The sequence below is a fragment of the Streptomyces griseocarneus genome (genome assembly GCF_014655595.1).
Classification (GTDB): Bacteria; Actinomycetota; Actinomycetes; order Streptomycetales; family Streptomycetaceae; genus Streptomyces; species Streptomyces griseocarneus.
This window is the reverse complement of record NZ_BNBL01000014.1, coordinates 73,483-99,623: the sequence shown is the minus strand read 5'-3', so window position 1 is coordinate 99,623 and position 26,141 is coordinate 73,483. Positions and strand designations below refer to the sequence as shown.

14 protein-coding genes and 3 pseudogenes are annotated in these 26,141 nt (G+C 68.6%); 5 read left to right on the top strand and 12 right to left on the bottom strand.

Translation table 11 applies throughout. The annotated features are described in order from the left end of the window. The first annotated feature begins 122 nt into the window (after nt 1–122). On the top strand, nt 123–908 hold the full coding sequence (locus tag IE295_RS28430) for an electron transfer flavoprotein subunit beta/FixA family protein (protein ID WP_190066636.1): 786 nt from the start codon (nt 123–125) through the stop codon (nt 906–908). A gap of 56 nt (nt 909–964) precedes the next feature. Further along, nucleotides 965–1,927 carry an electron transfer flavoprotein subunit alpha/FixB family protein gene (locus IE295_RS28425; protein WP_190066635.1) on the top strand — a complete coding sequence of 321 codons (963 nt, stop codon included), beginning with the start codon at nt 965–967 and terminating at the stop codon, nt 1,925–1,927. A 402-nt stretch (nt 1,928–2,329) separates the two neighbouring features. Here IE295_RS28425 and IE295_RS28420 read toward each other — a convergent pair whose 3' ends face one another. Together IE295_RS28420 and IE295_RS34535 are read right to left on the bottom strand one after the other, a co-directional pair. Continuing rightward, nucleotides 2,330–3,058: a hypothetical protein gene (locus IE295_RS28420; protein ID WP_190066634.1), complete on the bottom strand. Its 729-nt coding sequence runs from the start codon at nt 3,056–3,058 to the stop codon at nt 2,330–2,332. Nucleotides 3,059–4,043: 985 nt separating this feature from the next. After that, nucleotides 4,044–4,119, bottom strand: a pseudogene (locus tag IE295_RS34535) (hypothetical protein); the annotation flags it as partial. Between the two features lie 320 nt (nt 4,120–4,439). Between IE295_RS34535 and IE295_RS28410 the strand changes: the two are divergent. Next, a complete protein-coding gene (locus tag IE295_RS28410; protein ID WP_224323429.1) occupies nt 4,440–4,973 on the top strand; it encodes a hypothetical protein in 534 nt (177 codons plus the stop codon). A gap of 350 nt (nt 4,974–5,323) precedes the next feature. Here IE295_RS28410 and IE295_RS34525 read toward each other — a convergent pair. From IE295_RS34525 to IE295_RS28385, 6 genes and pseudogenes are all read right to left on the bottom strand, one after another. Continuing rightward, nucleotides 5,324–5,402, bottom strand: a pseudogene (locus tag IE295_RS34525) (hypothetical protein); the annotation flags it as partial. 250 nt (nt 5,403–5,652) lie between these two features. Beyond that, nucleotides 5,653–6,156, bottom strand: coding sequence for a hypothetical protein (locus tag IE295_RS28400; RefSeq protein WP_190066632.1), 504 nt, complete (start codon nt 6,154–6,156; stop codon nt 5,653–5,655). Between the two features lie 1,640 nt (nt 6,157–7,796). Beyond that, nucleotides 7,797–8,174: a hypothetical protein gene (locus IE295_RS28395; RefSeq protein WP_190066631.1), complete on the bottom strand. Its 378-nt coding sequence runs from the start codon at nt 8,172–8,174 to the stop codon at nt 7,797–7,799. A gap of 290 nt (nt 8,175–8,464) precedes the next feature. After that, nucleotides 8,465–15,628 carry a LamG-like jellyroll fold domain-containing protein gene (locus IE295_RS28390; RefSeq protein WP_190066630.1) on the bottom strand — a complete coding sequence of 2,388 codons (7,164 nt, stop codon included), beginning with the start codon at nt 15,626–15,628 and terminating at the stop codon, nt 8,465–8,467. 431 nt (nt 15,629–16,059) lie between these two features. Further along, nucleotides 16,060–17,502, bottom strand: a pseudogene (locus tag IE295_RS34520) (LamG-like jellyroll fold domain-containing protein); the annotation flags it as partial. Nucleotides 17,503–19,596: 2,094 nt separating this feature from the next. Then, complete coding sequence (locus IE295_RS28385; RefSeq protein ID WP_190066629.1) at nt 19,597–20,106, bottom strand: type 1 periplasmic-binding domain-containing protein; 510 nt, start codon at nt 20,104–20,106, stop codon at nt 19,597–19,599. Between the two features lie 196 nt (nt 20,107–20,302). Here IE295_RS28385 and IE295_RS28380 point away from each other — a divergent pair, with 196 nt between their 5' ends. Beyond that, nucleotides 20,303–20,632: a hypothetical protein gene (locus IE295_RS28380; RefSeq protein ID WP_190066628.1), complete on the top strand. Its 330-nt coding sequence runs from the start codon at nt 20,303–20,305 to the stop codon at nt 20,630–20,632. Nucleotides 20,633–20,668: 36 nt separating this feature from the next. After that, on the top strand, nt 20,669–21,637 hold the full coding sequence (locus IE295_RS28375; protein ID WP_190066627.1) for a pirin family protein: 969 nt from the start codon (nt 20,669–20,671) through the stop codon (nt 21,635–21,637). Between the two features lie 14 nt (nt 21,638–21,651). On the opposite strand, the gene IE295_RS28370 is transcribed toward IE295_RS28375, so the two are convergent. The 4 genes from IE295_RS28370 to IE295_RS28355 all read right to left on the bottom strand — a co-directional run bounded on the left by IE295_RS28370 (nt 21,652) and on the right by IE295_RS28355 (nt 25,803). Next, complete coding sequence (locus tag IE295_RS28370) at nt 21,652–21,936, bottom strand: hypothetical protein (RefSeq protein ID WP_190066626.1); 285 nt, start codon at nt 21,934–21,936, stop codon at nt 21,652–21,654. 20 nt (nt 21,937–21,956) lie between these two features. After that, nucleotides 21,957–23,186: an aminotransferase class I/II-fold pyridoxal phosphate-dependent enzyme gene (locus IE295_RS28365; RefSeq protein ID WP_190066625.1), complete on the bottom strand. Its 1,230-nt coding sequence runs from the start codon at nt 23,184–23,186 to the stop codon at nt 21,957–21,959. A 189-nt stretch (nt 23,187–23,375) separates the two neighbouring features. Then, nucleotides 23,376–24,773 (bottom strand): glutamine synthetase family protein, encoded by a 1,398-nt coding sequence (locus IE295_RS28360; protein ID WP_190066624.1) that lies wholly within the window; start codon nt 24,771–24,773, stop codon nt 23,376–23,378. A gap of 61 nt (nt 24,774–24,834) precedes the next feature. Further along, entirely contained in the window at nt 24,835–25,803 is a 969-nt protein-coding gene (locus IE295_RS28355; RefSeq protein ID WP_190066623.1) for an NAD-dependent epimerase/dehydratase family protein, read from the bottom strand. Nucleotides 25,804–26,141 lie beyond the last annotated feature (338 nt).

Below are 26,141 nucleotides of genomic sequence, written 5' to 3'. Positions count from 1 at the left end.
GTACTGACGAGTAACATTCTGGTCGGGGGCCGAGCCCGCACCCGCCGGAGTCCGCCCCCACAAGGCGCCTATGCTGCCTGCCAAGGCAGCTTTGATAGAGACGATGCAGTAGGAGAGCCGGCGTGAGCTTGAGGATCGTTGTCACTGTGAAGTACGTGCCCGACGCCACCGGCGACCGGCACTTCGCCGAGGACCTGACCGTCGACCGTGACGACGTGGACGGTCTGCTCTCGGAGCTCGACGAGTACGCGGTCGAGCAGGCGCTGCAGATCGCCGAGGAGGCGGACGACGCCGAGGTCACCGTTCTGACCGTCGGCCCCGAGGACGCCAAGGACGCCCTGCGCAAGGCGCTGTCCATGGGCGCCGACAAGGCCGTCCACGTCGAGGACGACGACCTGCACGGCACCGACGCGCTGGGCACCTCCCTGGTGCTGGCCAAGGCCCTCGAGCACGTCGGCTACGACCTGGTGATCTCCGGCATGGCCTCCACCGACGGCGGCATGGGCGTGGTCCCGGCGATGCTCGCCGAGCGCCTGGGCGTGCCGCAGGTGACCCTGCTCTCCGAGGTCAAGGTCGAGGACGGCAAGGTGACCGGCCGCCGCGACGGCGACTCCGCCAGCGAGCAGCTCGAGGCGGCCCTGCCGGCCGTCGTATCCGTCACGGACCAGTCCGGCGAGGCCCGCTACCCCTCCTTCAAGGGCATCATGGCCGCGAAGAAGAAGCCGGTGCAGTCCCTGGACCTGTCCGACCTCGGCATCGAGGCGGAAGAGGTCGGTCTCGAGGGTGCCTGGACCACGGTCGACGAGGCCACCGAGCGCCCGGCCCGCACCGCCGGCACGGTCGTCAACGACGAGGGCGAGGGCGGCAAGAAGCTCGCCGAGTTCCTCGCGGGCCAGAAGTTCATCTGAGCTCCTGACACCCGATTCCTCAACCGCCCTCGCAATTCCCGCAGGAGAGCAGATCCATGGCTGAAGTCCTCGTCTACGTCGACCACGTGGACGGCGCCGTCCGCAAGCCCACCCTCGAGCTGCTGACCCTCGCCCGCCGCATCGGCGAGCCCGTCGCCGTGCACCTGGGTGCCGGCGCGGACACCGCCGCCGCGACGCTGGCCGAGTACGGCGCGGTGAAGGTGCTCGCCGCCGACGCCGCCGAGTTCGCCGACTACCTCGTCGTACCGAAGGTGGACGCGCTGGAGGCCGCGTACAACGCCGTCTCCCCGGCCGCCGTGCTCCTCCCCTCCTCCGCGGAGGGCAAGGAGATCGCGGCCCGCCTCGCCGTCCGCATCGGCTCCGGCATCATCACCGACGCCGTCGACCTCGAGGCCGGCGACGAGGGCCCGGTGGCCACGCAGTCCGTCTTCGCGGCCTCGTACTCCACCAAGTCCCGCGTCACCAAGGGCACCCCGGTCATCACCGTCAAGCCCAACTCCGCCGCCCCGGAGGCCGCCCCGGCCGCCGGCACGGTCGAGCAGCTGGCCGTCTCCTTCGGCGAGAAGTCCACCGGCACCAAGGTCGTCTCCCGCACCCCGCGCGAGTCCACCGGCCGCCCCGACCTGACCGAGGCCGCGATCGTGGTCTCCGGCGGCCGCGGCGTCAACGGCGCCGAGAACTTCGCCATCGTCGAGGCCCTCGCCGACTCCCTCGGCGCGGCCGTCGGCGCCTCCCGCGCCGCCGTCGACGCCGGCTGGTACCCGCACACCAACCAGGTCGGCCAGACCGGCAAGTCGGTCTCCCCGCAGCTGTACATCGCCGCGGGCATCTCCGGCGCCATCCAGCACCGCGCCGGCATGCAGACCTCCAAGACGATCGTCGCCATCAACAAGGACGCCGAGGCCCCGATCTTCGACCTCGTCGACTACGGCGTCGTCGGCGACCTCTTCGAGGTCGTCCCCCAGCTGACCGACGAGATCAAGACCCGCAAGGGCTGATCGGTCCCCATCGCTGTAGCCAGGAAGCCCCGCCGAGTGATCTCGGCGGGGCTTCCCTCGTGTTGCGGCTCCAGCACCATGCCGGCTGCCGGGCGGTGCGCTCGCGCCGACTGGTCGAGGGGCGGCCTGAGCTCAGGTCAACGAGCTGCGAGCCCGCCCCGGCCAGCGCGGAAGTCACGCCTGGTTCGCACCTGGGGGCCATGTGAACGAGTCCGGTGGCCGGACCAAACACGCGACGGCCGACTTGATGTCCTCATCCGTAAGAACAATCAAGTTCCAATCGACCACCCGGATCCAGAGCATGCCGACCCGGGGGGGCCGACTCCAGCGCTTCGAAGAACCCGTTCCATCCGAATCTTCCGTATCGGACGGCGTCGATGCTGGTGTACCTGTACCAATAGTTCATCGAATCACCGCCGCCGCCCAAATGGTGACCTCGTCGGCCGACATACTCAGTTCCCGGCCGTTACCGACAACGCGCCACTGCCCGTCCCATCGCACCATCCACTTCTCGTTCCGGTGGTTCCGCAGCTCAAGATAGGCATCCTGGGCACCCTCAAGGAGCCGCAGCTCGTGCAACAGGTAGTCCGGCGAGACGAAGGCCGGCAGCTCACCGATCGTTCCTGCCCCGGTTTGCGGGTTGTTGAAGCGCACCAGCACAAACGGACTGGGCTTGCGGTTCAAATCCGAGGACTTGAGCATGCGACTGAATCGCTCGGCAGCCTGATCCGCCGATTCAGTACCCGAGATCTCGGATGAGTAGCCCGGAAAAACACCGAAAACAACGCTGTTGAGATCCGGATCTCCCGGGAAAAGCCGATGGACCTCCGGCCTGATCCGGCCGATGACATCGAAATCACGTCCAGGCCAGGAGAAGCCCGGCAGGGCGATCAACGGTTCCAGCCGCCCAACGATCTCGTCCTCCCGTTCACGTACGAACTCAAGGACGGCGCGACACAGTTCCGCATCATACGAATCCTTTGTGTTCAGCCTGAACACATGCCGACGGTCTGAACTCAATGCCGCCAACAACACGAATCCGGGGGCGGGGGACCACTCCCAGGCGTCCGAAACACCTGGAAGCGGCCCCGCATTGGGAAGCGCAGACAGTTTGGCGACGATGTCCATCATCAGGATTCCCCTGCTTCTAGCTATAGCGGCTGTAATGACGCTGGGCCGACAAGGAGCAGGAATCTGGCCCACATGCGCCTGAAGTCTTCTTCCTCGCTGTCCTCAAGCATGGAAGAAGACTTCGCCTGCCAGTGTGCGGCCGTTAACCCAGCGCCGCCACCAGTGCCTCTACGTAAGCAGACCCAACACGCCTGGATGCCGCCATCACTTCGCGCAGATTGACGAGGCCTCCACTTGTTCACCTTGTCATTCGCGCACTGTCAAGGTCACGCCCATGGACTCTGCGGAAGGTCGTCCACCAAGCCCTGAACCACTCCGAACACCTCCTGCATCGCAGCCACGAGATCATCTGGAGTCAGCGCCTCTCGCTTGAAGGCGTTCCACGCGGTCTCAAGTTTTTCATGCTCTTCCAGAAGCGCCTCGAGAAGGTCCAGCAGATCGCCTTCCGAGTGAGACTGCGACGTGTCCCCGACGGCCGAGAACCACCAGGTGATTCGGACGTCGTAAGTGATGATCCGCCCTGCGAGCTCTCTGGGGCGATATCCCATGGCCTTGGGCCATGTGAGGAGCTCCACCATCATCTGGGTAAAGGAGGGATGTTCGACCATCACTGCCCCGCACCTTCCGGAGGAAAGTTCTTCCTGATCCACGGGACCACGTATTTGTGTGGGTGGGCCTTCGCCCCCACCTGCTTCGATGACTCTGCTGCAATAGGTGATGCAGTTGTTGGTCAACCTGTCGTACGCACCTTGGCCCTTGCTTCCTCTGTGCGCCTTCTTCGCATAGGCGATCGCTGCCTCAGGGTTGGGCAGATCGAATTCCGCGGCTCCTCGATACGTACCGGCTATGGAGGAGGTGTGCGGCATCGGCTTGAGGATTCCGCCAGGGTCCATGGCATGGGTGTTGAATGACTCCCCTGACCCTGTCCGAATCTCCACCGTGTAGTGAGGGCCGTCCGCCAGCTCGTACTTGTGCACGGTAGCAGTGCCGCAGTTGTGCACCAGCACGGGCGCAGCCCCCGCCAGCACGTAGTACGTGTGCAGTCCGTCGACAGTGAGGTCGCGATAGTTGCGGGCAGTGCCGTTGCTTCGTTCGCTGGCGACACGAGCGGGGGGTCTATGACCAGACGCGGGGTGCTCTACCACATCGTCTGCGCAGCGGGTCCTGCTGCGGATGCGGTGCGGCTGGTATCGGCTGCGACGGAACACGGCTGGGATGTCTGCGTCATCGCCACCCCGGCTGCTGCCATGGAGCAGCTGGCGTCGCGCGGGCGAGCTGAATCACAACCCTCCGGCTGATGCGGTCATCGTCGCGCCGATGACGATGAACACGGCCAACAAGTGGGTCGCCGGCGTCGCCGATACCTGCGCCCTGAGCGTCCATGGCGGAGGCCGTGGGGCTCGGGATACCGGTGGTGGCGCTGCCGTTCTGGCCGACGGCGCTTGATGGAGACCCGGCAACAGAGCGCTCCGTGGAGGTGCTGCGGAGCACGGGGATCCGGGTGCTCTACGACGAAGGTGAGTCGACACCTCACCTCCCCAACACGGAAGCCTCGTCGAAGCAATTGATCCGACGAGGCTTCCCCACGTCTCAACGAGAGGTGTTAATCGATCGGATCAAGCTCCGCGCCCTCAGCAACCGACTCCGACTCGAGAAAGTACCTGAGGCCCTTCTCTCGCTCAGGCCACTCGAAGGTCTGGGAGAGCTCCGGCCACATGTCTGGGGTCAGCTCCCAACGGCCGATGTCATCGTCAGAGCCGCCCAAATCGAAAAGAGAACGGGCAATGGCCAGTTGCTTGCGGTTGGAAAGAATCCGGCACTCTACAGCACTGTCCTGACCGTACCCCACAAGAACGTAGCGTACCCCGCTTACCCTTACCACCCCATTTCTTCTCTCTTCTACTGTTCCTACTGATCCACCTGATGTGATCCAACAGGCTCGCGGCATTTGGATGCGGAGCATCCAAGCCTCCCTCTCGACGTACTGAAATGCAGTAGGTCAGGCAGTCATTCACTTACACGACGTACGGGCTACCGGTCGATCCCAGTCCCTCTTGGTACGGCATCGCACCACCGCATCAGGAAGATTGAAGACATGAGTCTCCGTCGGCTGCTTGGATCCGCCGCGAACCTTGATGATGGTGTCGGTTTCCGCCTTGTTCGGCACGAGATGGGTGTGGGAAGCGGAGCTTCCGTCCGAGAACTCAATGCTGAAATGGACGTCGTTACCTCTGCCGTACTGATGCAGTCGTGCGCTACCCGTGTTGTAGTTGTGAACCAGGACCGGCGTGGCGCCCGCCAGCACATAGTACGTGTGCAGCCCGTCGACCGTGAGGTCGTACGTGACGGCGTCCGCGTGGTAGAGGCGAACCCCCGGACCTCGACGTTGGCCGTCTCCGTCTGGAGAAGGTCACCGTCGTGCAGATCCTTCGCCTCGGCGAAGGAGGACTGCGTCTGGTCGTAGCTGTGCGCCGTGCCACAACTGGTGGACGGGCGCTTCACATCAGCCGCGATGGCGCCACCGACCGCGCCTGCCACCGCACCGCTGGCTGGTACCACATGCCAAGGGCTGATCGGTCCCTTCGGGATTCCGATTACTTCTCAGGCCCCCGCTCCGGCTCACGCCGGGGCGGGGGTTCGTCGTTGGCCCTGCGACGCAGCCGCTGGGCGGCTGACTCCAGCGCTTGGCGTAGATCGTCAGGGGCGGTGAGGGCGGCCGTCGGCGTGTCAGCGTCCGACTCAGGAAGAACCCACACCCGCTTTCCGAGGCACTTGTCGGGCGGCGGTACGAAGAGCTCGGCGCCGACCGGGTAGACATGGAGTCCTGGTGCTCCGGCAAGGCGGTACCCGGTCCCCAGGGGAACCAGCCACCACATGGCACGCTCGGCGCCGCCCATCACGTAGGGGCCGATGTGCCGACACCGGGCTTTGAGCTCGGTGATCACAGCGGTGGCCAGCGTGAAGTCGATCCATGCCAGGTCCCATCGGCGTCCGACGACGAGCGGCGCGGTCCGGCCGGCGGCCCAGAGCATGGTGGTGAGGTCGGGGTCTGCCGCCGCCTCGTGCAGCCAGTGAGCGAAGGGAGTCTTGATCCGCATGCTCAAAGGACACCGCTGATCACGGCCGTGGCCAGGCCGGACATGCGGACGCGTGACCGGACACCTGGCAGGACATTTCCGAGTTGCCCGGTGAGCCGGCGGACCATCTTGGGGGACAGCACTCACGGAGGTGACCGTGCCGGGGCAGACGGGGAATCCCGTGTTCGTACAGGCTCGCATCGCGGCAGGACTCCACACTCAAGAGGAGTTCGTCGAAGAGTTCGACGACATGGGCCGCCAACTCGGACTCAACGTGACCATCTCGGTCCGTCAGGTGCGGCGTTGGGAGTCCAAGCGGCCGGGGTGGCCTCACCCTGCGGCCCGCGCAGTCCTCCGGGCCCTTCTCCGCCGGGATGCCGAAGCGCTCGGATTCAGCCGGCCCGTCCGGCTGCTTCGGCACACTGCATGCGCCGGGACGTCGGACGATGGTCCTGTGAAGAGGCGCGAATTCGTGACGTACTCATTGGCGGCGATCACGGCCGTACAGGCCCCGGCTCTGCCGGAGGATCTTCTGGCGGAACCAGTGGTTGACCCGTTGGACCAGTTGCGAGACGTTCTGACCGGACAGGTAGTGCCACCAGACCTCTTGTTAGCCCTCAGTACTTGGCTCGCGCCACAGCTGCGGCGAAGAGACAAATTCAACGCTGCGACTACATAGGGGTGTCGCAGCGTCTACCGCGTCTCCTCGCGCAGTTGGAGCCCGAAAGCAGACGAGGGGCCGAACAGCGGCGGGTCGACAGACTCATGGTGGATGCCTACCACACTGCGGCGTCACTGCTGCTGAAGAGCGGTGACGCACCTTCGGCCTGGATCTCGGCTGAGCGCTCCATGGCAGCCGCCCGGCGAGTCGGAGACCCAACAGCGATTGCTACGGCGTCACGCATTCTCACCCATGCGGTGGCGGCGGTAGGACACCATCGTCAAGGCGTCGGAGTGGCCGTGCGGGGAGCGGACGAGGTGTCCGCGGCAGTGAACAGCTCGCAGCCTGACATGGTCGCGGTCTTCGGAGCGTTGTTGCTGCGGGGCCGCCTGGGCTGCCTCTGCCTCGAACGACAGGGATACGGCCTCGGCTCTCCTGGATGAGGCAGAACGAGCGGCAGCCCTGATGGAGGAGTCCAATCGCCGGTGGACCGCGTTCGGGCCGAACAGCGTCCTTCTTCAAAAGGTCACCATCGCTCTGACTTTGGGAGATGCCGGCAAGGCTCTGATGGAAGCGCGGAGGGTGAAGGTGAGGACATTGGCCGTGGCGGAGCGACGAGCCGTCTTCTCGACGGATGCAGCGCGCGCCCTTCACGCATGTGGGAGGACGCAGAAAGCCACGGCTGCGCTGCCGGCTGCGGAGCGGGAGGCACCGCAGGAGGTGCGGTCTCGTCGCGTGGTTCGAGAGCTGATCGGGGAATTGCTGACGCCCGACCGAAGGGGAGAAGCAACCTTGCTTCGGCCGCTGGCGTCGCGAGCAGGGGTTCCGCTATGACGGATACCCGAGTGCTCTACCTGCGCTGCTGGACCCGCCTGCGATGCAGTGCGGCTGGTTCTTGCGGCGTACCCCTGGTGTCTGGCACTGAGCACAGTGGAGGATCTGCTGTAAACACCATGAAGCCCCTGCCGGAGGGCACTCCGGCAGGGGCTTCAGGACTTCCTTATCCAGGTATTGCGGTCACCTTGCTGAGCTTGTGTTTGGCCAGTTGGCCCTCAACGACTGCGGACAGCGACTCCACGTCCTCAGCCCTTGCGGACAGACTGTCGAGCCACACGCTCGCACCCGGCCAGTCAAGGGGCAGCCTGTCCTTCGGCCAGAGGGCCACGAGCGCCTCTGCCAGACGCAATCCGGACTCCACCAGGTCGACCCTTGCGGCAGCAGCGGAGAGGAGGACACTGTCCTCGACCTCCACCACAGCGGGCGGGATCCCTTGGCTCTGCCGCTCAAGAGCAACCGAGTGGTAATTCCCGACGATTTCCTCCAGGGTCGGAGGTTCGACAAGGGAAAGGACGCTCTGTTCAGTCAGCCGGTCGGCCATCAGGCGATATTCGCTCTCATGGTGGGAGAAACGAACACATTCAGGCCGACCGGACGTCCCCTTCAATCTCTGCCCGAGGGTCAGAGACACCACTGGGAAGTCACGGGTAAGTGCGTGGACGTGAGCGGTGGGAATGTATTCCTTACCTGACGTGGATCCATCCAAGCAAATACCTTGCACGACGGGCCCGACTCTCCTGAGCAGACGCATCGGCCGCCAGCGGGTGAACCCAGGGAACACTGCAGCCCAGTCTGACGTGACACGCTTGGCGGTCACTACACCCGACCTTGTCACGGATTCACCTCAATCGTGAGCGATGCACCGGGCACATGATTGGCGTTCAGGTTAGCCTGCCGCTGACCGATTCCCCTGCCGGGGTTCTTAAGGAATTTGTAATCGTAAATGGTACCAGACGCCGGATCATACACGTCGGGCCGAGCACTCCCCGCAGTCCCCTTTGGAACTTGAACTCCGTTCAAGAAACTCTCCTCCACCAGCAAGCCTCGACTTCCGTAGATTCCCTGATAGCGATTGAGAAGCTTCTCTGCATAGGTGTGCTTCTTGGTACCAGGGACTGCACCGCTCCCACCGATCCGTGCCTCTGCCCGGGTGGCTATCGCTTGGATGAGCTCCAAGTCAGAGGGGTTCGTGGAACCATTACACGCGCACGGATTTCCGTTGGGTGCAACACCACCGTTGCAGTTGTGCACGAGGACAGGCGTGTCCCCGGCCACAACGTAATACGTGTGCAGCCCGTCGACCGTGAGGTCGTACGTGACGGCATCAGCGTGGTACAGCCGGACCGCCTTGACCTCGACGTTGCCGTCTTCGGTCTCCAGCAGGTCGCCCTCGTGGAGGTCCTTGGCCTCGACGAAGGAGGACTGGGTCTGGTCGTAGAAGGGGTGGTGGTAGGTGGTGGTGATGGTCGACGGGGAAGGCGTCGACGCGGTGGCCGTGGTGGGGGTCAGGACCGCTGCCGCGGTGGCCACCGTGGCAGCGGCGGTCGCGGCCTTCTTCAGGACTCGGGATCCCAGGCCACCGGTCTTGGTGGTCGGGGCGACCGTGACGTCCACGAAGTCGCGGTCGGTGCGGGTGACGATGACCTTGTCGACCTTGTGGGTCTCCGTGGTTCCCGGCTTGCCCGGTACCGCGTTCTTGACCTGGTCGCCGGCCTTGATCTCGTCGATCCGCTTCGACGAGCCGTCGGCCATGGCCACACGGGTCTCGCCCGTGAAGCTGTGCGCCGTGCCGCAGTTACTCGACCGGCGCAGGGCACCTGCGAGGGCGCCGCCTATCGCACCGCCGATCGCCCCTTCCGCCGCACCGCTGGCTGCCGCCCTGCCCGCACCCGACCAGGAGCAGCCCGCTCCGCTGCGGGAGCAGCTGATGCCGTACTCCGTGGCACCGACCGAGCCGCCCGACAGGCCGCCTACCGCGGCACCTTCAAGCGTGCTGGTGACGACCTTCGGCAGGATGCTGCCGAGCGCCGACTCCGCGAGCTTGCCGCCGAGTGCGCCGCCCAGGGCGCCGCCGATCGCGCCGCCGGCGGCGCCCATGCCGACCGCGCCCGCGAAGGCGCTCACCGAGCAGCCGCCGGACTGGCCGGACATGCACTTCGCGCCCTGGCTGATGGCTCCGCCGACGGCGCCGGCCAGTGCGCCGCAGCCGGCGACGCCGATGATTCCTCCGACACCGGTGGTGACGGTGAGCGCGGCTTCACAGCCGGCGAAGACGGCGGCCGAAGCGGCGAACGAGGCGATGGCCGCCGCGTGGTTCTTCACGAAGACCGCGGCCGTACGGACCGCCTTCGCCGTCGCGTGGTACGTGGTCTTCACCGCTTGGACGGTGTGGTGATAGGCGTGGCTCACCACGTGTTTGGTCACGTGATAGGCGTGACTCGCGGTGCGTCTGACGTAGCGGTAGCCGTCGTGGACCACCCGGCTCACCCGGGACACCTGCCGGTGCGCGTAGCGCGACGCCGCGTGGTAGGTGTGCTTCACGTACGACGAGGCGCGGTGGTACGAGCTGGAGACCCAGCTGGAGGCGTGCTCATAGGCGCTGGTCGCCCAGGACGAGACGGTGCTGGTGACGCTGCTCGTCCAGGACGAGAAGCTGTTCCAGCCGCTCGAGACGGCGGACGTGGTGCTGTGCCAGGCGCTGGACGCCTTCTTCTTGAGGTTGCCCCACCAGCCGTGGCCGGAGGGGTCGGTGCCCTTGAGGGGGTTGTCGTCGACGTAGGCGAACGGGTTGGCGGTGACCGAGTTGGGGACCGGGTCGAAGGCCATCGTGTCGCGGTTCATGAACTGGCCGGTGGACGGGCTGTACCAGCGGGCGGCCATGTTGACCTTGCCGGTGGTGTTGTCCGTCCAGCCCGACTGGTAGCCGAGCCGGCCCTGCGGGGCGCCGGTGGTGCCCGTGGGGTTGCCCAGCGGGTCGTAGCCGGTGGAGCCGGTCAGCTCCGTGCCCGTGGCCGTGAAGTTGCCGATGACGTCGTCGTGCTGGTCGGTCAGGGCGAGCACGCCGCCGGTGGACGCGCCGGGCGTGCCGATGCCGGTCAGGCCGCCGTCGGGGGTCCAGGTGTAGGTGTTGCCGCCGTCCGAGGCCACGGTGTTGCCGGTACCGGTGTAGGCGAAGGAGGTCTTGGCCCCGTTCGCGCCGGTGGCGGTGACGACCCGGCCGAGGGCGTCGGTGACGTAGGTCTGGGTGCCCTGGGTGAGCTGCTGGTCGAAGGCGTCCGAGGCGAAGGCGGTCGGCGTGCCGGTGGCCGTCGACTGCTGGGTCATGGTGCCCCGGGCGCTGTACCGGTAGGTGTTGGTTCCGTCGCTGGTGAGCTGGTCGCGGGCGTCGTACGTGTACACGTTGGACCCGGCCCGGATCCGGTTGCCGGCGTCGTCGTAGCCGTACGCGGTCGTGGTGGTGCCGTTGTTCCAGGAGGTGAGGCGGTCGGCCCAGTCGTAGGTGTAGGTGTTGTTCGACGGGCCGGCCAGGCCGTTGGTGGTCTTGCTGGTGGTGTTGCCGTTGGTGTCGTAGCCGTAGCCGATGGAGGCGACGGTGGCACCCGCGGCGGTCTTGAGGGTGTCGTCGGTCAGCCGGTTCAGCTTGTCGTAGCCGAACCTGCGGACGTTGCCGTCCTTGTCGCCCTGCGCGTACTGGATGCGGGACGGCTTGGAGAGGGCGTTGTAGGTGTAGGTGAGCCGGCTTCCGGTGGCCGGGTCGGTCAGGGTGGACAGGCGGCCGGCGGTGTCGTAGCCGTAGCCGGTCGTACCGGCGGCGTCGGTACGGGCCGTGACCAGGCCGTCGCCGTTGTAGGCGAAGGAGCTGGAGCCGGAGGTTCCGGCGGTGGTCAGCAGCAGGTCCCGGTCGTTGTAGGTGAAGGTGTTGGACGTTGCCGGGACGGTGACGCTTCCCGTGAGGGCGCTGGTCGCGGCGGAGGTCATACGGCCCTCGGCGTCGTAGCCGAAGCTGCGGGTCGCCGTGCCGATCTCGGCACCGCTGCCGGACTGGATCGTCAGATTGCCCAGTGCGTCGTACTCGGAGGTGACCTTCACCCCGCCGGGCGCGGTCTGCGTCACCGGCCGGCCGGCCGCGTCGTAGGACGTGGTGAACGTCGAGTCCGCAGCGCTGGTGTAGCTGTAGGTGGACGTCGACACCGGCGGCTCGACGACCGACTCGGGCAGGTTCCAGGAGTTGAACGTGTAGTAGCGGGCGTTGCCGCGGCCGTTGGTGAAACGGGTGCGGTGGCCGGCCGGGTCGTAGCCGAAGCCGGTCGTGATCGAGTGCGTCGCGTCGACCGGCTGGACCTGGCCGGTGACCTGGCCGAGCGCGTCGCGCGTGAAGGTGCTGGTGTGCTGGTTGGCGTCCGTGGAGGACAGCAGCTGACCGGCGGCGCTGTAGGTCGCCGACCGCGTCGAGAGCACCGTCTTCTTGTCGGTGTCCAGCGACTGCGTCCGGACCGGGTTGCCCAGCTGGTCGTAGGTGACGGTGTTCCACGTGCCGTCGGGCAGGCCGACGGCCGTCTTCTGGCCCTTCAGGTCGTAGGTGTTCTGCGTGGTGTTGCCCGCGGCGTCGGTGACCTGCGTGATCTCACCGACACGGTTGTAGCCGTAGCTGGTGGTCACACCGTTCTGCGAGGTGGTGAAGGCGAGGAAGGCGCCGCCCGGGTTGCTCGCGGAAGCCGCGTAGGAGTGGGTGGTCGTCGACGTGGTCGGGTTGGGGAAACGGTCCAGGACCGTCGTGGTGAGCTTGCGGCCCATGAAGTCGTACGTCGCCTGGGTCTGCGCGCCGGTCGGTGACGTCACCGACAGGGCCTCGCCGTTGGCGTCGTACACGGTGCGGGTGACGCGCTTGTTGGCGTCCGTCACCTGCACGACGTCGCCGAGCTGGTCGTAGACGTACCCGGTGGTGTGCTTCAGCGGGTCCGTGATCAGCGTGACGTTGCCGAGTGCGTCGTACGTCCAGTTCGTCGTGGCACCGGTGATGGGCGTGCCGGCGCCGGGCGGCGTGTAGCCGGGCAGGGTCTGGGCGGACTTGCGGCCCTCGGCGTCGTACGACGTGGTGACGGTGTTGCCGTTGGGGTCCTGCGTCTCCGTCTGGTCGCCGAAGGTGTCGTAGCCGACCATGGTGGTCGGGTGCACCAGGGCCGGTGCCCCGCCGTTGATCTCCGCATTGACCGCCGGAGCGACGGTGACGGTCTGGTGACCGGCCTCGTCATGGGCGTAGCTGGTGACGTTGCCGTCGGGGTCGGTCATGCTCACCGGCAGGCCCCGCTTGTCCAGCTTCCAGCTCGTCGTCGCCTGGTCGCTGGACGCCGTGGTGCCGCCGGAGCGGTCGGCGCCGTACAGGCGGGTGACCTCGTCGCCGGACAGGGCGCGGGGATAGGCCTGGACGTTGTCGATCGCGCCGTTGACCTGGTTGTACAGGCCGCCGCCGATGGTGTGGAGTGCGCCGAAGGTCGTCTGGCCGGGGGCGTTCCAGGGGCTGGAGTTGGTCGCCGTGCCGGCCTGCCGGCCGTTGACGTAGAGCTTCATCGCGCCGGTGTCCGAGTCGAACGTCGCGGCGAGGTGCGTCCAGGCTCCGGCGGCCGCGCTGCCGGCCGGCGCGAACGCGGCCGGGTAGGCGGCGGTGGGGCCGTCGTTGGTGCTGGTCGCGAAGGCCCAGGCCTTGGTGGCGGCGCTGTAGCCGAGGTAGAGGGACTGGTGGTTGGCCCCGCCCTGACCGACGAACGTCTGGTCGTTGGAGGTCTGGCTGTTCAGCTTGACCCAGGCGGAGACGGAGTACGACGAGGCGGTGTTGAGCGCGGGACCGTTGGTGCCGATCACGCTGCTGGTGCCGTTGAGCGAGGCCGCTCCGTCGTTCCAGGCGACGCTCGTCGCGACGGCCGTGTTGCCGGTGCCGGAGGCGTCGGTGACCGTGCTGCCGGACGTCTGGTTCAGCTGCCACCATCCGGTCGGGCGGCCGACGCCGTCCTGCCGTATGGAGCGACCGGTCAGGTTGCCCATCGCGTCATAGGTGGAGCTGGTGGTGTGGACGGTGTCGCCGCCGTCGCTCAGGGTGCTGGTGGCGACCCGGTCGTCGGGCGTGTACGACACCGTGGTCGTGCGGTTGACGCCGGCCGGGTCGACCGTGGTCGCGGTCACGCGGTCGGCGGCGTCGACGGTGGATTTGGTCACCGTGGCGCCGTTGTTGGTGGCCTGCTCGATGAGGTTGCCGGCCGCGTCGTAGGTGTTGGCCTGCTGGACGAAGGTGTTCTTCCCCGCCGCGTCGGACTTGGCGATCGTCGCGGTGAGGTCGTTGCCCGTGTAGGTGTACGCGGTGGTGTTGCCCATCGCGTCGGTGATGGACTGCAGCCGCCCTGCCGGGTCGTAGGCCCGGGAGGACTGGACCAGGTCCTTCGCCGGCGAGGGGTTGACCGGGTCACCCGTGTAGCCCTTGAGGGTCTGGGTGAGCAGGTGCCCGTTCGCGTCGTAGGCGTAGGCGAGGGTGCTGCCGAGCGGGTCGCGCTCCGTGGCCTTGTTGCCGTACGCGTCGTAGGTGAAGGTCGTGGTCGCCTTCGTCGCGTCGGTGCTCGTCTCCAGCTGGTTGTACTGGTTGTACGTGGAGGAGACGGTGCGCGGCGCGTCGCCGCCGGAGAGGTCGGCGACGGTCTGCGAGGTGACCAGTCCGTCCGCGTCGTAGACCGTGGTGGTCTTCGCCTGGTGGACGGCACCGGTGACGCGGTTGGTCACCGCCGGATCGGTCTGCTCGACGACCTGCGACTCGGCGTCGTAGGTGTACCGCGTGACCAGGCCGTTGGGGAAGGCGTCGGAGACGGTCTTCTTGGTGACCGGCCGGCCGAGGTTGTCGTAGCCGAAGCTGGTGACCAGCCCGTTGGGGTCGGTGGTGGAGGCGACGTCGCCGTTCTTGAAGTAGCTGATCGTCGTCGTGGCACCGCCCGGCGAGACCGTCCTGTACGGCAGGCCCTTGGGCGCGAAGCCGCCGTCGGCCGCCGCGATCGACGTGCCGTCGGTGTAGGCGACGGTGGTGGTCCGGCCCTTGGGGGAGCCCGGCACGGCCGGGGTCGTCACACCGGTCTTGTTGCCCGCCGCGTCATAGGAGAACGACGTCAGGTACGTGTCGTCCGTCGCGGAGGACGAGCGGCCGTCGCGCACGGTGGCCGGCAGGTCGTTCTGCGGGTTCGGCGTCAGCTGTGCGCTGGTGTCGTCCGGCAGATACGTCATGTACGTCGTCGAGCAGGCCTGCGCCGCCTGGTTCTGGCACGTGGTCCGGGCGACCTCGTTGCCGCGCACGTCATGTCCTGTGGTGACGACGTTGCCGTTGGGGTCGGTGACCGTGTGCTGGAAGCCGGCGGTGTCGTAGCCGTAGGTGGTCCTGGACCCGCGGCCGTCGATCTGTGCGACGGTGCGGTTGCCGTTCCACAGGTCGTACTGGTAGGTGACCGTCTTCGTCCCGGGGTCGGTGACCTTGACGACCTTCAGCGGGGACAGCCCGTTGGCGTTGCGCCCGGCGGACCAGTGGGCGGCGGCGTCGCCGCCGCTGAGCTCGGTCCGGTAGAAGGCGGCTTCCGCGATCGAGCCGGGGAAGTAGCCGAGGGCGTTGGCGGGGCGGGCGGGCCAGCCGTTGGACTCACCGGCGCCGATGTAGTTGTATCCGGCGGCCGAGCCCTTGAGCGCGGCCGTGGTGGAGCCGACCTGGACGCCGTCGAGGTACAGGTGCTGTCCCTTGCCGGAGCCGGTCAGCAGGGTGTGGTGCCACTTGCCGTCGTTGACCGGTGCGGACGAGGTCATGCCGCCGGAGACGCCGTTGGTGTCCCAGAACTTGCCGTGCAGCTTGCCGTCGGTACCGACGTAGAGCGCGGGAGTCCAGTCGTTGGCGGTCGGGTTCGGGCCGTTGACGGCCGCGCCCGACTGGCTGAAGAGGACGCCGCCCGCGGTGTTGCCCTGCGGGTCCTGAACCACATCTCCGCCGAGTTCGGTCCCGTCTGCACCTGCTGGCTCGCGGGCAGCTGGACGAACGAGGACGACCCGTTGAAGGCCGCGCCGGTGGAATCGGTGAAGGGCCCCTCGGAGCCGAGCGTGACGTTCGCGTATGTCGCCGCGCCGGAGTTCACCTCGTTGGCTGCCTGTCCGGCACCGGCCGAGTCGTCGAGCCGGTAGTAGGCGGCCGGGGCGGAACCGAGGACGGAGGAGCGGTAGACCTCGCTGGAGCCCTGCACCGTGGGCGCGCCCATGGCCCAGGTGCCGCCATTGGAGTCCGTCAGGCGCGTGACGTCCGCGGTGATGGGGTCGTAGGAGACCGAGGCGAAGGTCTTGCCCGAAGGGCGCACGACCGAGCTCAGCAGGCCGGCCGGCTTGGTGGCGGCGCGGTACAGGTCGGTGACCTCGGGCTGGCCCAGCGGCTTCCCGTAGAAGGAGACGTTGGACAGGGAGCCCTTGAAGTAGCTGCCGTAGAACGTCGTCGAGTTGGGGTGCGGCTGGTCGGGCCAGGTGTGGCCGAGGTAGCCGGTGCCCAGGTAGACGTTGCGGTACAGCCAGGGCATGGCGTTGCCGTTGCTGCCGATGGACTGGTAGCCGGGGGCCGTGCCGATCTTGTTGCCGTCCAGCCACATGGTCTGCGCGGTCCAGGAACCGGCGAGCACGACGTGGTGCCACTTGCCGTCGGTGACCGACGCCGAGGTGGTGATGGGCTTGGTCTGCATGTCGTACCAGAACAGACCGTTGAGCTTGCCGGAGCTGCCGACGTACAGCGTCGGCATGAAGTTCCCCTGCGTGGAGGTGTCCTTCACCGGCTTGTCGGAGGAGGAGAAGAGCACTCCGGCCGTGCTCGACGTGGTCCTGAACCACAGCGAGACGGACTGGGACGACGACGCGTACAGGCCCAGGTTCGGCAGCTTGACGGACGAGGACGTGCCGTTGAACTCGGCGGCGGTCATGCCGCTGCCGGCCAGCGGTCCGGGCGCTCCGAGGGTGACGTTGCTGTAGGTGGCGTTGTCAGCGCCGGCCTGGGAGAGCACGGCGCCGGCGGCCGTGGTGCCGGAGGTCTCGGCGAGCGGCCAGTACGAGGCGGGGCCCTGGTCGAGGACCTGGTTGTGGTACTGGGAACCCGAGGCGTAGCCGTAGCGGGCACAGCCGGTGACGTCGACGGGCGAGCACACCTGGGTCAGCTGGTCGCCGGTGTAGGAGTACGTCCAGGTGGCCGCGGTCGACGGCTGCCCCGCGGTGGCCGGGTCGGTGGCCACGGTCGCCACGTGCGGCGCGGTCGCACCGGAGGGCGTGGACCAGGTCAGGAACAGGGACCGGCCGGAGACGGCCGAGGTCATGGTCGTGATGCGGCCCGAGGACCAGGTGAGCTTCGTGGCGCGGCCGTTGGCGTCCGTGATGGACGTCAGTCCGTACCCGCCCGATCCGAGGGACTGGGTGAAGGCGTAGACCGTGGCGCTCTTGTCGGTGAGCGTGTAGCCGCCGCCGGAGACGGGCGCGAAGGTGGCGAAACGTCCCTGCGGTGGGGAGAACGAGCCGTCCGGGTTCTTGCCGTAGCCGACGGCCGATCCGTCGGGGTAGGTCACCTGGACGCTGGTCACCGCGCCGGAGGAGTCGTACTGCTCGGCCGCCCTGGAGTCGAAGATGCTCGACCAGCTAGCGCCGAAGGCACCGGTGACCCGGGGGTCACGGGAGTTGTAGTCGCGGGTGACCGTCAGGGACGGACCGGGGGTCGAGACGTCGGCGTCGGTGGCCGAGGTGGTGTAGTTGCCGATGGCCGGGCTGTAGCCGTGGCCGTCGGTGTTCTGGGACAGGCTCGCGGTCACCGCCGGCTGTGGCACCTGCGTGGTCATCTGCTGCCAGTTCGGGCCGGCCGAGTAGTTGGTGCCGTCGAAGGACTGCACTTCCCAGTAGTAGGACCTGCCCCACTTCAGCTTGCCGGCCGGCACGGTGTAGGAGCTGGAGCTCGTCAGGCCCGAGTCGGCGAGCTTGTTGCCGTCGGTGTCGTAGACCTGGAAGTTGAACTTCGGCGCACTGCCGAGGTTGGGGTCGGTGGACCCGACCGCCGTCAGCTGTGGGGTCAGGGTGTTCACCGGGGCGTTGTTCGCCGGCGTCGTCCGGTGGATCTGGGGCAGGGTGGCCCCGGTGTAGGTGATCTGCAGCGAGGGGAAGCCGTCGACGTTGTTCATCGACCCGAACTGCTTCCAGTGCAGGTTGTCCGAGGTGGACGCGTAGACGGCCAGGCCGTAGTCGTTGGTGGCCCCGGAAGCCGAGGCCCAGTTGTTGAAGACGCCCGTCGACAGCGGCACCGTCAGCCGGTCGCCCTTGGCCGTGTCCCCCTTGGTGTTGCCGCAGCTGTTGGGGACGTTCGGCGTCAGGTTGCCGATCGAGGAACCGTAGGAGGGGCCGGGCCAGCTGGTGACCTGCTGCGGCGCCCATGCCTTGGTGACCGGCGCGACGTCGAAGCGCTGCGGAGTACAGGTGGAGGACCAGATGGCGAACAGGCTCAGCTTCGCGTCCGAGACCGTGACCCGGGAGTTGTCCAGGCCCAGGTTGGGGAACTGGAGGTACGACACCGCGGAGTGCGGACCCGAGTCGAAGGAACCGACCTTCATGGTCAGCTCCATCGAGTGGTCACCGGGCTCGCCGGACTCCGCGTAGGTGGTGATGGGGCTCTCGTTGTTGACCGACGGGTCGACCACGACGGGGAAGACGCGCTTCTTGTCGTGCAGCCAGGAGGCGTCCAGCGTCATGCGCAGCGCCGTCCTGCCGCCGGACTGCACCAGGCGGTAGGTGACCGCGTGGGTGGTGGCGTGGTCGCCGGAGGCGCGGTCCACGTGGGAGTCGTAGGCGTAGGCGGGCGGGATCACCACCGAGGCCTTGCCCTTGGCGTCGAGCAGCTGGACGGAGCCGTTCTTGGTGAGGACGGGCCGCAGGCCCTCGGCCTGAAGCGGGAACGTCCACTCGTTGCCGGCCTTGGCCGAGCGCAGGACCAGCGCCTCCTTCAGGCCGACGGGGCCCGAGTGGAGGTCGAGGTCGGTGTCCGGCAGGACGTTGCGGTAGTGGGCGGTGGATCCGGAGACCTCCGGCTCGACCGCCGCCGCACCCTGCAGACCGTAGGCCAGCGCGTGCTTGCCGTCGGGCGCGACGCGGGCCAGCGCGGAGTCCGTGGCGCGGGGGGCGAAGTCGACCGCGATGGAGTTCGCGCCCTGGTGCAGGCGGCCGTCGGAGCCCTTGCGCACCGTGGTGTCGATGCGCTGCCAGTCGCCGTGGCCGTCCCGGTAGTTGACCGGCGCCGGCGTGAGGCTACGGGTGTAGGACCCGTCCTCGTTCTCGTAGTAGTCCGAGGTGGCCGTGGACTTCGAGGCGACGCGCTTGCTGGTCCTGGCGCTGAAGCCCAGCCCGCCCTTGCTCGGGCCCTTGGTCACCTTGCGCGCGTAGGGCTCGTAGGCCGGCAGCTCGCCCTTGCCGTGCCGCGGCTTGGTGCCGGCGCCGCGGCCGGCGCGGGTCGAGGCCGCCGAGGCGTTGTGGCCGCGGCCGGCGGCGCTGCCCGACGCCTGCTGCGGCGTGCGGTCCCAGTGCGGGGCCTTACGGCCGGTGAACCAGGAGGTCAATCCGGACAGACCGGGCTGGGACAGCGGCTCGAGCCGCGCTCCCATGGCCACGGCCTGTTCACCGGTCAGAACCGTGGCGAGGGCCATGAGGACGGCCATGGCCACAGTGCGGAAGAGACGTGGATATCGATGTCTCCACCGGCCTGGCCGGTGGAGAGCTCGGGGACGCATGAAAACGACTCCATTGAAGATCAACTGCAAAACAGCTGACCTTCACCCATGGGGGTCGTTTCACGCCAGAGTCATGATCATGACCTTAAGATTTCTTTATCTCCCCGAGACCTGCCATGACCTGCGAAAACGGACCATTCACGAATGGTCTACACCAATCGGTCAGTCCTTCGGCTTGTCCTGAACCGCCTCCTTCACCACCCGCGCGGCGGCGGCCCGCGTGCCTTCCGTCCGCGGAATCACCGTCACATTCCCCTCGGTCCTGCCGTCCCCGACCACCGCGAACCGCGTTTTCGGGGTCCGTCCGGCGACGTCACGCGTCGCCGCCACCGGTGTCCCGCCCACGGCGATCACGACGTCACACCGTCGCTGGACGAGGGTGTTCACGTAGGGCACGGCGTTCGCGGTGGTGTCCGGACCGAACACCGGAAGGTTCATCACCTTCGCCTTGGTGGCGAGGGAGGCGTCCTCCATCCCGGCCCAGACCGGGGCCGCCTCACGCCCCGTCACCCCCTGACCGTCGGTCAGCAGACAGGCGCTGTGAGCGCTGTACTGGCGAGCCCTGGGCGCGGGATCTCCGTCGTCGCCCCCGCTCAGCACGACGGCCGCGATCACCCCGCCCACCAGCACCACTGCTCCGGCCCCGGCGGCCGCCCATGACCTGCGACGCATCGCGCGTGTCCTCTCTGTGGGACCGGGCCCGCTGCCCGGTCGTCGATCCGCGCGAGCATAGGCACAGGCCGCGGGCGAGCCGCTCGCCGGGGGTGCGGCTCCTTGGCACGCGGGGGGGGGGCGTCCGGCGGCAGGCGGGGGCACCGCGCTCCGGTCCGCGCTCAGGAGGCGGGGACGTTCGCGTACCGTACGGCCCATGGCATCGGAGCCCGCACCCTCGCGCTGGATGGTGAAGGCATCGGCAGTCGCATCCGCCGTCGCCTGCCTCGTCGTTCTCGCCGCGTGCGGAGGTGGCGGCGGGCCGGCGGACGAGGACGAGGGCCGGGGCGAGGAGACGGCCCGGTCGGCGTTCGAGGAGGGCTTCGAGGCCGGCCAGGAGGTGCTCGAGGAGCACGGCAAGGGTGCGGCCGTCCGGGAGACGGTGTGGGGCGGGTGCGAGAAGCGGGCCGAGGAGGCCGGGACCGGGTATCCGGACGACTGGGTGCGCGGATGCAGGAAGGGTGTTCAGACCTTCTCCGGCGGTTGACGTCCCTCGCGCGCCAACGGGTGGCACAGTTGCCCCATGAGCAATCTTGATCTTCACCCGGCGGCCACCCGGTGCGGTGGTCGGGACGGGGTGGGTGCGGGGCCCGTGCGGGAGTTGTCGGCGGGCAAGGAAGTGCGGCTCGGGGAGAGCACGATGGTGCGGCGGTTGCTGCCCACGCTCGGGCGGCGCATGGTCGGGGCGTGGTGTTTCGTCGATCATTACGGGCCCGACAACGTCGCGCAGGCGCCCGGGATGCAGGTGCCGCCGCATCCTCACATGGGGTTGCAGACCGTCAGCTGGCTGCACGACGGCGAGGTGGTGCACCGTGACAGCCTCGGCAGTGTGCAGACGTTGCGGCCGGGGCAGTTGGGGCTGATGACGTCGGGGCGGGCCATCAGTCACTCCGAGGAGTCGCCGCGGGAGCACGCGCCCGTGCTGCACGGCGCGCAGCTGTGGGTGGCGCTGCCGGAAGCGCACCGGCACACGGCGCCGGCGTGGGAGCACCACGCCGCGCTGCCGGAGGTGACCGGCGGCGGAGGTCTCACCGCCACCGTCATCATGGGCGAGCTGGACGGTGCCGCCTCCCCCGGCACCGCCTTCACTCCTCTCGTCGGCGCGGACGTCGCCCTCGCCGCTGGGGCGTCGGCGCGTCTGCCGCTCCGGCCGGACTTCGAGTACGCCGCGCTCACCATGTCCGGTGAGGCCGAGGTGGACGGCGTGCGGCTCGCGCCCGGCTCGATGCTGTATCTGGGGTGCGGGCGGACCGATCTGCCGCTGCGGGCGGACGTGGACAGTTCGTTCCTGCTGCTCGGCGGCGAGCCGTTCGAGGAGCGGATCGTCATGTGGTGGAACTTCGTCGCCCGGACGAACGACGAGATCGCGCAGGCGCGGGAGGACTGGATGACCGGCGATCGCTTCGGTGACGTCCACGGCTACGACGGCGACCGGCTCGGCGCTCCCGCCCTGCCGCCGGTGCCGCTCAAGCCGCGGGGAAGGGTGCGCTGACCTCGGGCGCGGTTTCAGGACATGGCGGTGAAGGCGAACCCCCGGTCGCTGTAGTAGCCGTCGTCGTCACAGGTCACGATCCGGGTCCCGAACCGGTCCCGGTGCCGGACGACGGCGGTCTGCCTCTCGCCCCCGTCCGCCGCGCACACCACGGACACCACGGTCGGGGCGGAGGCGAACGGGCCGTCGAAGTAGACGTCGTACGTGCCCGTGCCGGCCTTCTCCACCCGGAACCCCGCGCCCGAGACGACCTGCCCGTCGGCGCCGACGACGCCGTGGACGACGGTGACCGGCCCCATCTCCGCCCCTCCCCCGCCGGCTACGGGGCCGTGACGCGCCGGACGGCGTCGGTGATGATGTCGACGGCGGTGTCGATGTCCTCCAGGCTCTGGGCGGCCGTGACGTTCAGGCGCAGGCGGGCCGTCCCGGCGGGGACGAGGGGCGGCACGGCGGCCAGGACGTACAGGCCCTCCTGCTGGCACAGCCGGCTCACCTCGATGGCGACCGCGTTCTCGCCCAGGATGACCGGCACGATCGCGCTGCGGCTGTCGGTGGTGCGCAGCCCCTCCTTGCGCACGCGCTGGCGCAGGTGGTCGAGGTTGCGGTGCAGCCGCGCCCGGCGCTGGTCGCCTTCCCGCCGGACGAGGCGGATCGCGGTCAGGGCGGCGGCGGTGTTCGGGGGCGAGGGGGCGCCGGTGTAGACGTAGGCGCGGGTGGTGAAGCGCAGGGCCTCGATGATGTCCCGGGGGCCGGCGACGAAGCCGCCGGAGGCGGGGATGGACTTGCTGAGGGTGCCCATGACCAGGTCGGCCGCGTCCGGCAGGCCGTAGTGGTCCTGGGTGCCTCCCCCGTGGGGGCCGACGACGCCGAGGCTGTGGGCCTCGTCCAGGAACAGCAGGGCTCCGTAGCGGCGGCAGAGGTCCGAGACGGCGGGCAGGTCGACGAGGTTGCCGTCCATGCTGAACACGCCGTCGGTCACGACGAGTTTGGCCGCCTCGGGCGGGGCCTGGGCCAGCAGGTCCTCGAGGTGGGCGGGGTCGTTGTGGCGGTAGACCTTGACCTGCGCGCCGGCGTTCTTCGCCGCCAGGCAGCCGTCGACGATGCTCGCGTGGTTGCGCTGGTCGGACAGCACCCAGTCGCCGGGGCCCGCCAGGGAGGCGATCGCGGAGTAGTTGGTGACGTACCCCGAGGCGAACACCAACGCGGCCTCCCGGCCGACCCATTCGGCGATCTCGTGTTCCAGTTGCCGGTGGAGCGTGAGGCTGGCTCCCCAGACGCGGGAGCCGTGTCCCCCGGTCCCGAAGGTGTCGATCGCGTCCTTCGCCGCCTGATTGACGCGCGGGTCGTCGAGCAGGCCCAGGTAGTCGTAGGTGGCCAGCATGATCGGGTGGGTGCCGTCGGTGAACCGCACCCGGGAGCCGTCCAGCGCCGCGATCGTCTTCTCGTACATCCGGCGCGCGTCCCCGGTCTGCAGCGCGTTCCGCAGCAACCGGTCGATGATTCCGTGCGATGTGTTCGTGGCAGGAGTGATGACAGGCTGGTTCGTCATGAATCCCCCTCGAGAAACGGCACAAGGCCATGAGACGGGAACGCGAATATGCGTCCCGCATCGCGCGCCGCGGACTCCACACGCGCCGCACCATTGATTCACGACACTAAGGACAGGCTTCAAGCGGTGTCAATACCGCAGCATTCCCGCCGAATTATGAGATGAATTGAGGATGTCGCCCGGCGGCCGTCAGCAACCGGCCTCTCCGTACATGGCGTGTTCCCAATCGGTGACGGTACTGCAGAAACGGCCCCATTCATCGGCTTTCAGTTCCATGAACAGCCGTGAGATTTCCGGTCCGAGTGCCCGGGTGACGACCGGATCGGCGGCGTACCGCTCGAGCGCCTCCCCGAGCGTCAGCGGCACCGTGCCGAAGCGGTCGCTCCCGTCGCCGGCGACGGCGCCCTCGGGCGGGCCGGGATCCGTTCGGTTCACCAGGCCGTCCTCGATCGCGGCGATCAGGACCGCGTGGGAGAGGTAGGGGTTGACCATGGCGTCGGGCAGCTTGAACTCCAGGCGCCCGACCGCCGGCACCCGTACGGCGCAGGTCTTGTTGTCCATGCCCCAGTTGATCCGCAGGGGGGCGAGGTGCCCCTCGTCCGCGTAGCGCTTGTACGAGTTCACGGTCGGCCCCATGACCGCGGTGGCGGCGACGGCGTGGGCCAGGACGCCGCCGAGGGCGTGCCGGGCCGTCTCGGTGAGGTGCAGCTCCGACAGGCCCGGGTCCACGAAGACGTTCCGGCCGTCGCGCCAGAGGCTGATGTTGTGGTGGCAGCCGTTGCCCAGCTCGGCGGCGGCGCGCTTGGGCAGGAAGCTCACGGGGACGCCGGTCTCGCGGGCGACCTGCCGGCAGATCTGGCGGTGGACGATCAGGCGGTCGGCGGTCCGGTCGGCGCGGTCGAACATCCAGTTCAGTTCCAGCTGGCCGGGGGCCTCGCAGTTGCCCTCGGTCATGTCGATGCCGAGGGCCCGCCCGTACTCGATGACCTTCTGGTAGACCGGCCGGTACTGCTCCATGTGGTCGACGTGGTAGATGGTGCTGACGGCGTGCGGGTCGCGGCCGGCGGCCGCCCCGGGGAGCGCCCAGGTCATCTCCGGCTCGCAGCCGCTGCGCAGCTCCAGGCCGGTGCGCTCGGTGAAGCCGGCGTGCACCCGCTTGAGGTTGCCCCGGGCGTCGGCGGCGAGCGGCCGGCCGCTGACGTCTTCCGGCATGTGGGCGGATTCGTACAGGTCGCAGAAGAAGAAGCCGGTACGGGTGTCCCACGGCAGGACGCCGAAGGAGTCGAGGTCGGGCATCGCGGTGCACTCGGTGCCCTCCACGCCGGCGCCGAGCATGGTGCCGGACCGGTCGACCCGCGCGTCCGTCAGGATGGCGCGGTGCATCTGCACGCCGTTCTCGATGTGACGGACGAGCTGGGCGGCGGGCGCCACCTTGCCGACGACGCGGCCGGTCAGGGTCACGGTCTGGTGGTACACGTACTCCACCCGCGACTCGGCGATCCGCTCCTGGACCGTCCTCACGGCCGCCGCGCCGGCGTTCCGCTCACGGTGCTCGTCCAACCCGGTGGGAAGGCTGCCGGTCCTCATGGGCGTCTCCCGCTGAATGAAGCCATGCCGCACAAAGTGAACATATGGGAACCAGGCAAAGCTATGTCCCTACGACCGGAAGCGCGACCGCAGGGGCGTAGCCCAGGTCCCGTACCGCGTTGCCGATGGAACAGCTCCAGTCGGCGGCCCGCAGGTCGCCGAGGCGGTCCCGGGTCATCGAAGGGCTGCGGCCCCGCCGGCGGGCGGACGATTCGGCCCAGCTCGCGGCTGCCGCGGCCAGCGGGCGGGGCATTCCGGCGATCCACACCCTCCGGCGGCGCAGGACCCGTGCGACGGCGGCACGGATGTCCTCGGCGCGGTGGTCGGCGCCGTCGGAGATCTGGTACACGCCCTGCCCGGGCGTGCCGGGAGCGACCGGCCTGCCGTGCTCCGCGGCGGCCAGGAGGGCGGTGCACACGTCGTCGACGTGGACGACGCTGAGGAGGCGGGGGGCCGCGGCCCATGTCACCAGGACGGCCGGCGCGGCCGTGGCGACCGCCAGGCCCGGCAGGAACCCCAGGTCCTCGCCGGGCCCGTGGACGAAGGTGGGCCGCACGATCACCCCGGGCACCCGGCCGGCGGCCTCCAGCAGCACCCGCTCGCCCCCGAGTTTGCTGCGCCCGTACCAGGAACGAGGAGCGGGACGGTCCCCCTCCGCTCGCCGGCGCCCCGGAGCCGAGGGGCCGCCGGCCGCCAGTGAGGAGCAGTAGACGACGCGCGGCGGACGGGACCGCTCGGCCGCGGCGGCGCACAGGCGGGCGGTGCCCTCGGTGTTGACCGTGAGGTAGTCGGCCGCCCGGGCGGCGTGGGTGACGGCGGCCAGGTGCAGCACGCGGTCGACGGCGCCGAGCGCCCGGGACAGCGCCTCGGGGTCGGTCAGGTCCCCGACGACGACACGGACGACCGCGGGGGAGGCCGGCAGCCGTCGGCGGTCGCGGACCAGAACGGTCGCGTCGTCTCCCCGGGCCGCGAGGTGGTCCAGCAGCCGCCGGCCGATGAACCCGGTGGCGCCGGTGAGGAGGTAGTGCATGCGGCGGCTCCCCTGCTGCGTACGAAAGGCTCCGACCGTCCGTGGGGCCGGCCGCGACCAGCGTGACCCGGCCGTCGGCGCCCCGCACCCGCGGCGGCGAGGAGGCGTCCGACGGGTGGCACTCCCGGAGGAACACCGATTCCCCGGGAATTGGTTCGCCTGCGGGGAATTTCAGTGAATCCTCAACGACCGCATCACCCGGACGGCCCATCGGACAATCTTCCGCGTTTACCCCGCCATTCGCTGGAGATTCCTATGGAGGGGGAGTTCGTGGCCGCGGCCGAGCACTCGGGATGCCACTGAAGCCGAGCCCCCGTATATCTGCGTCCCGCATCACG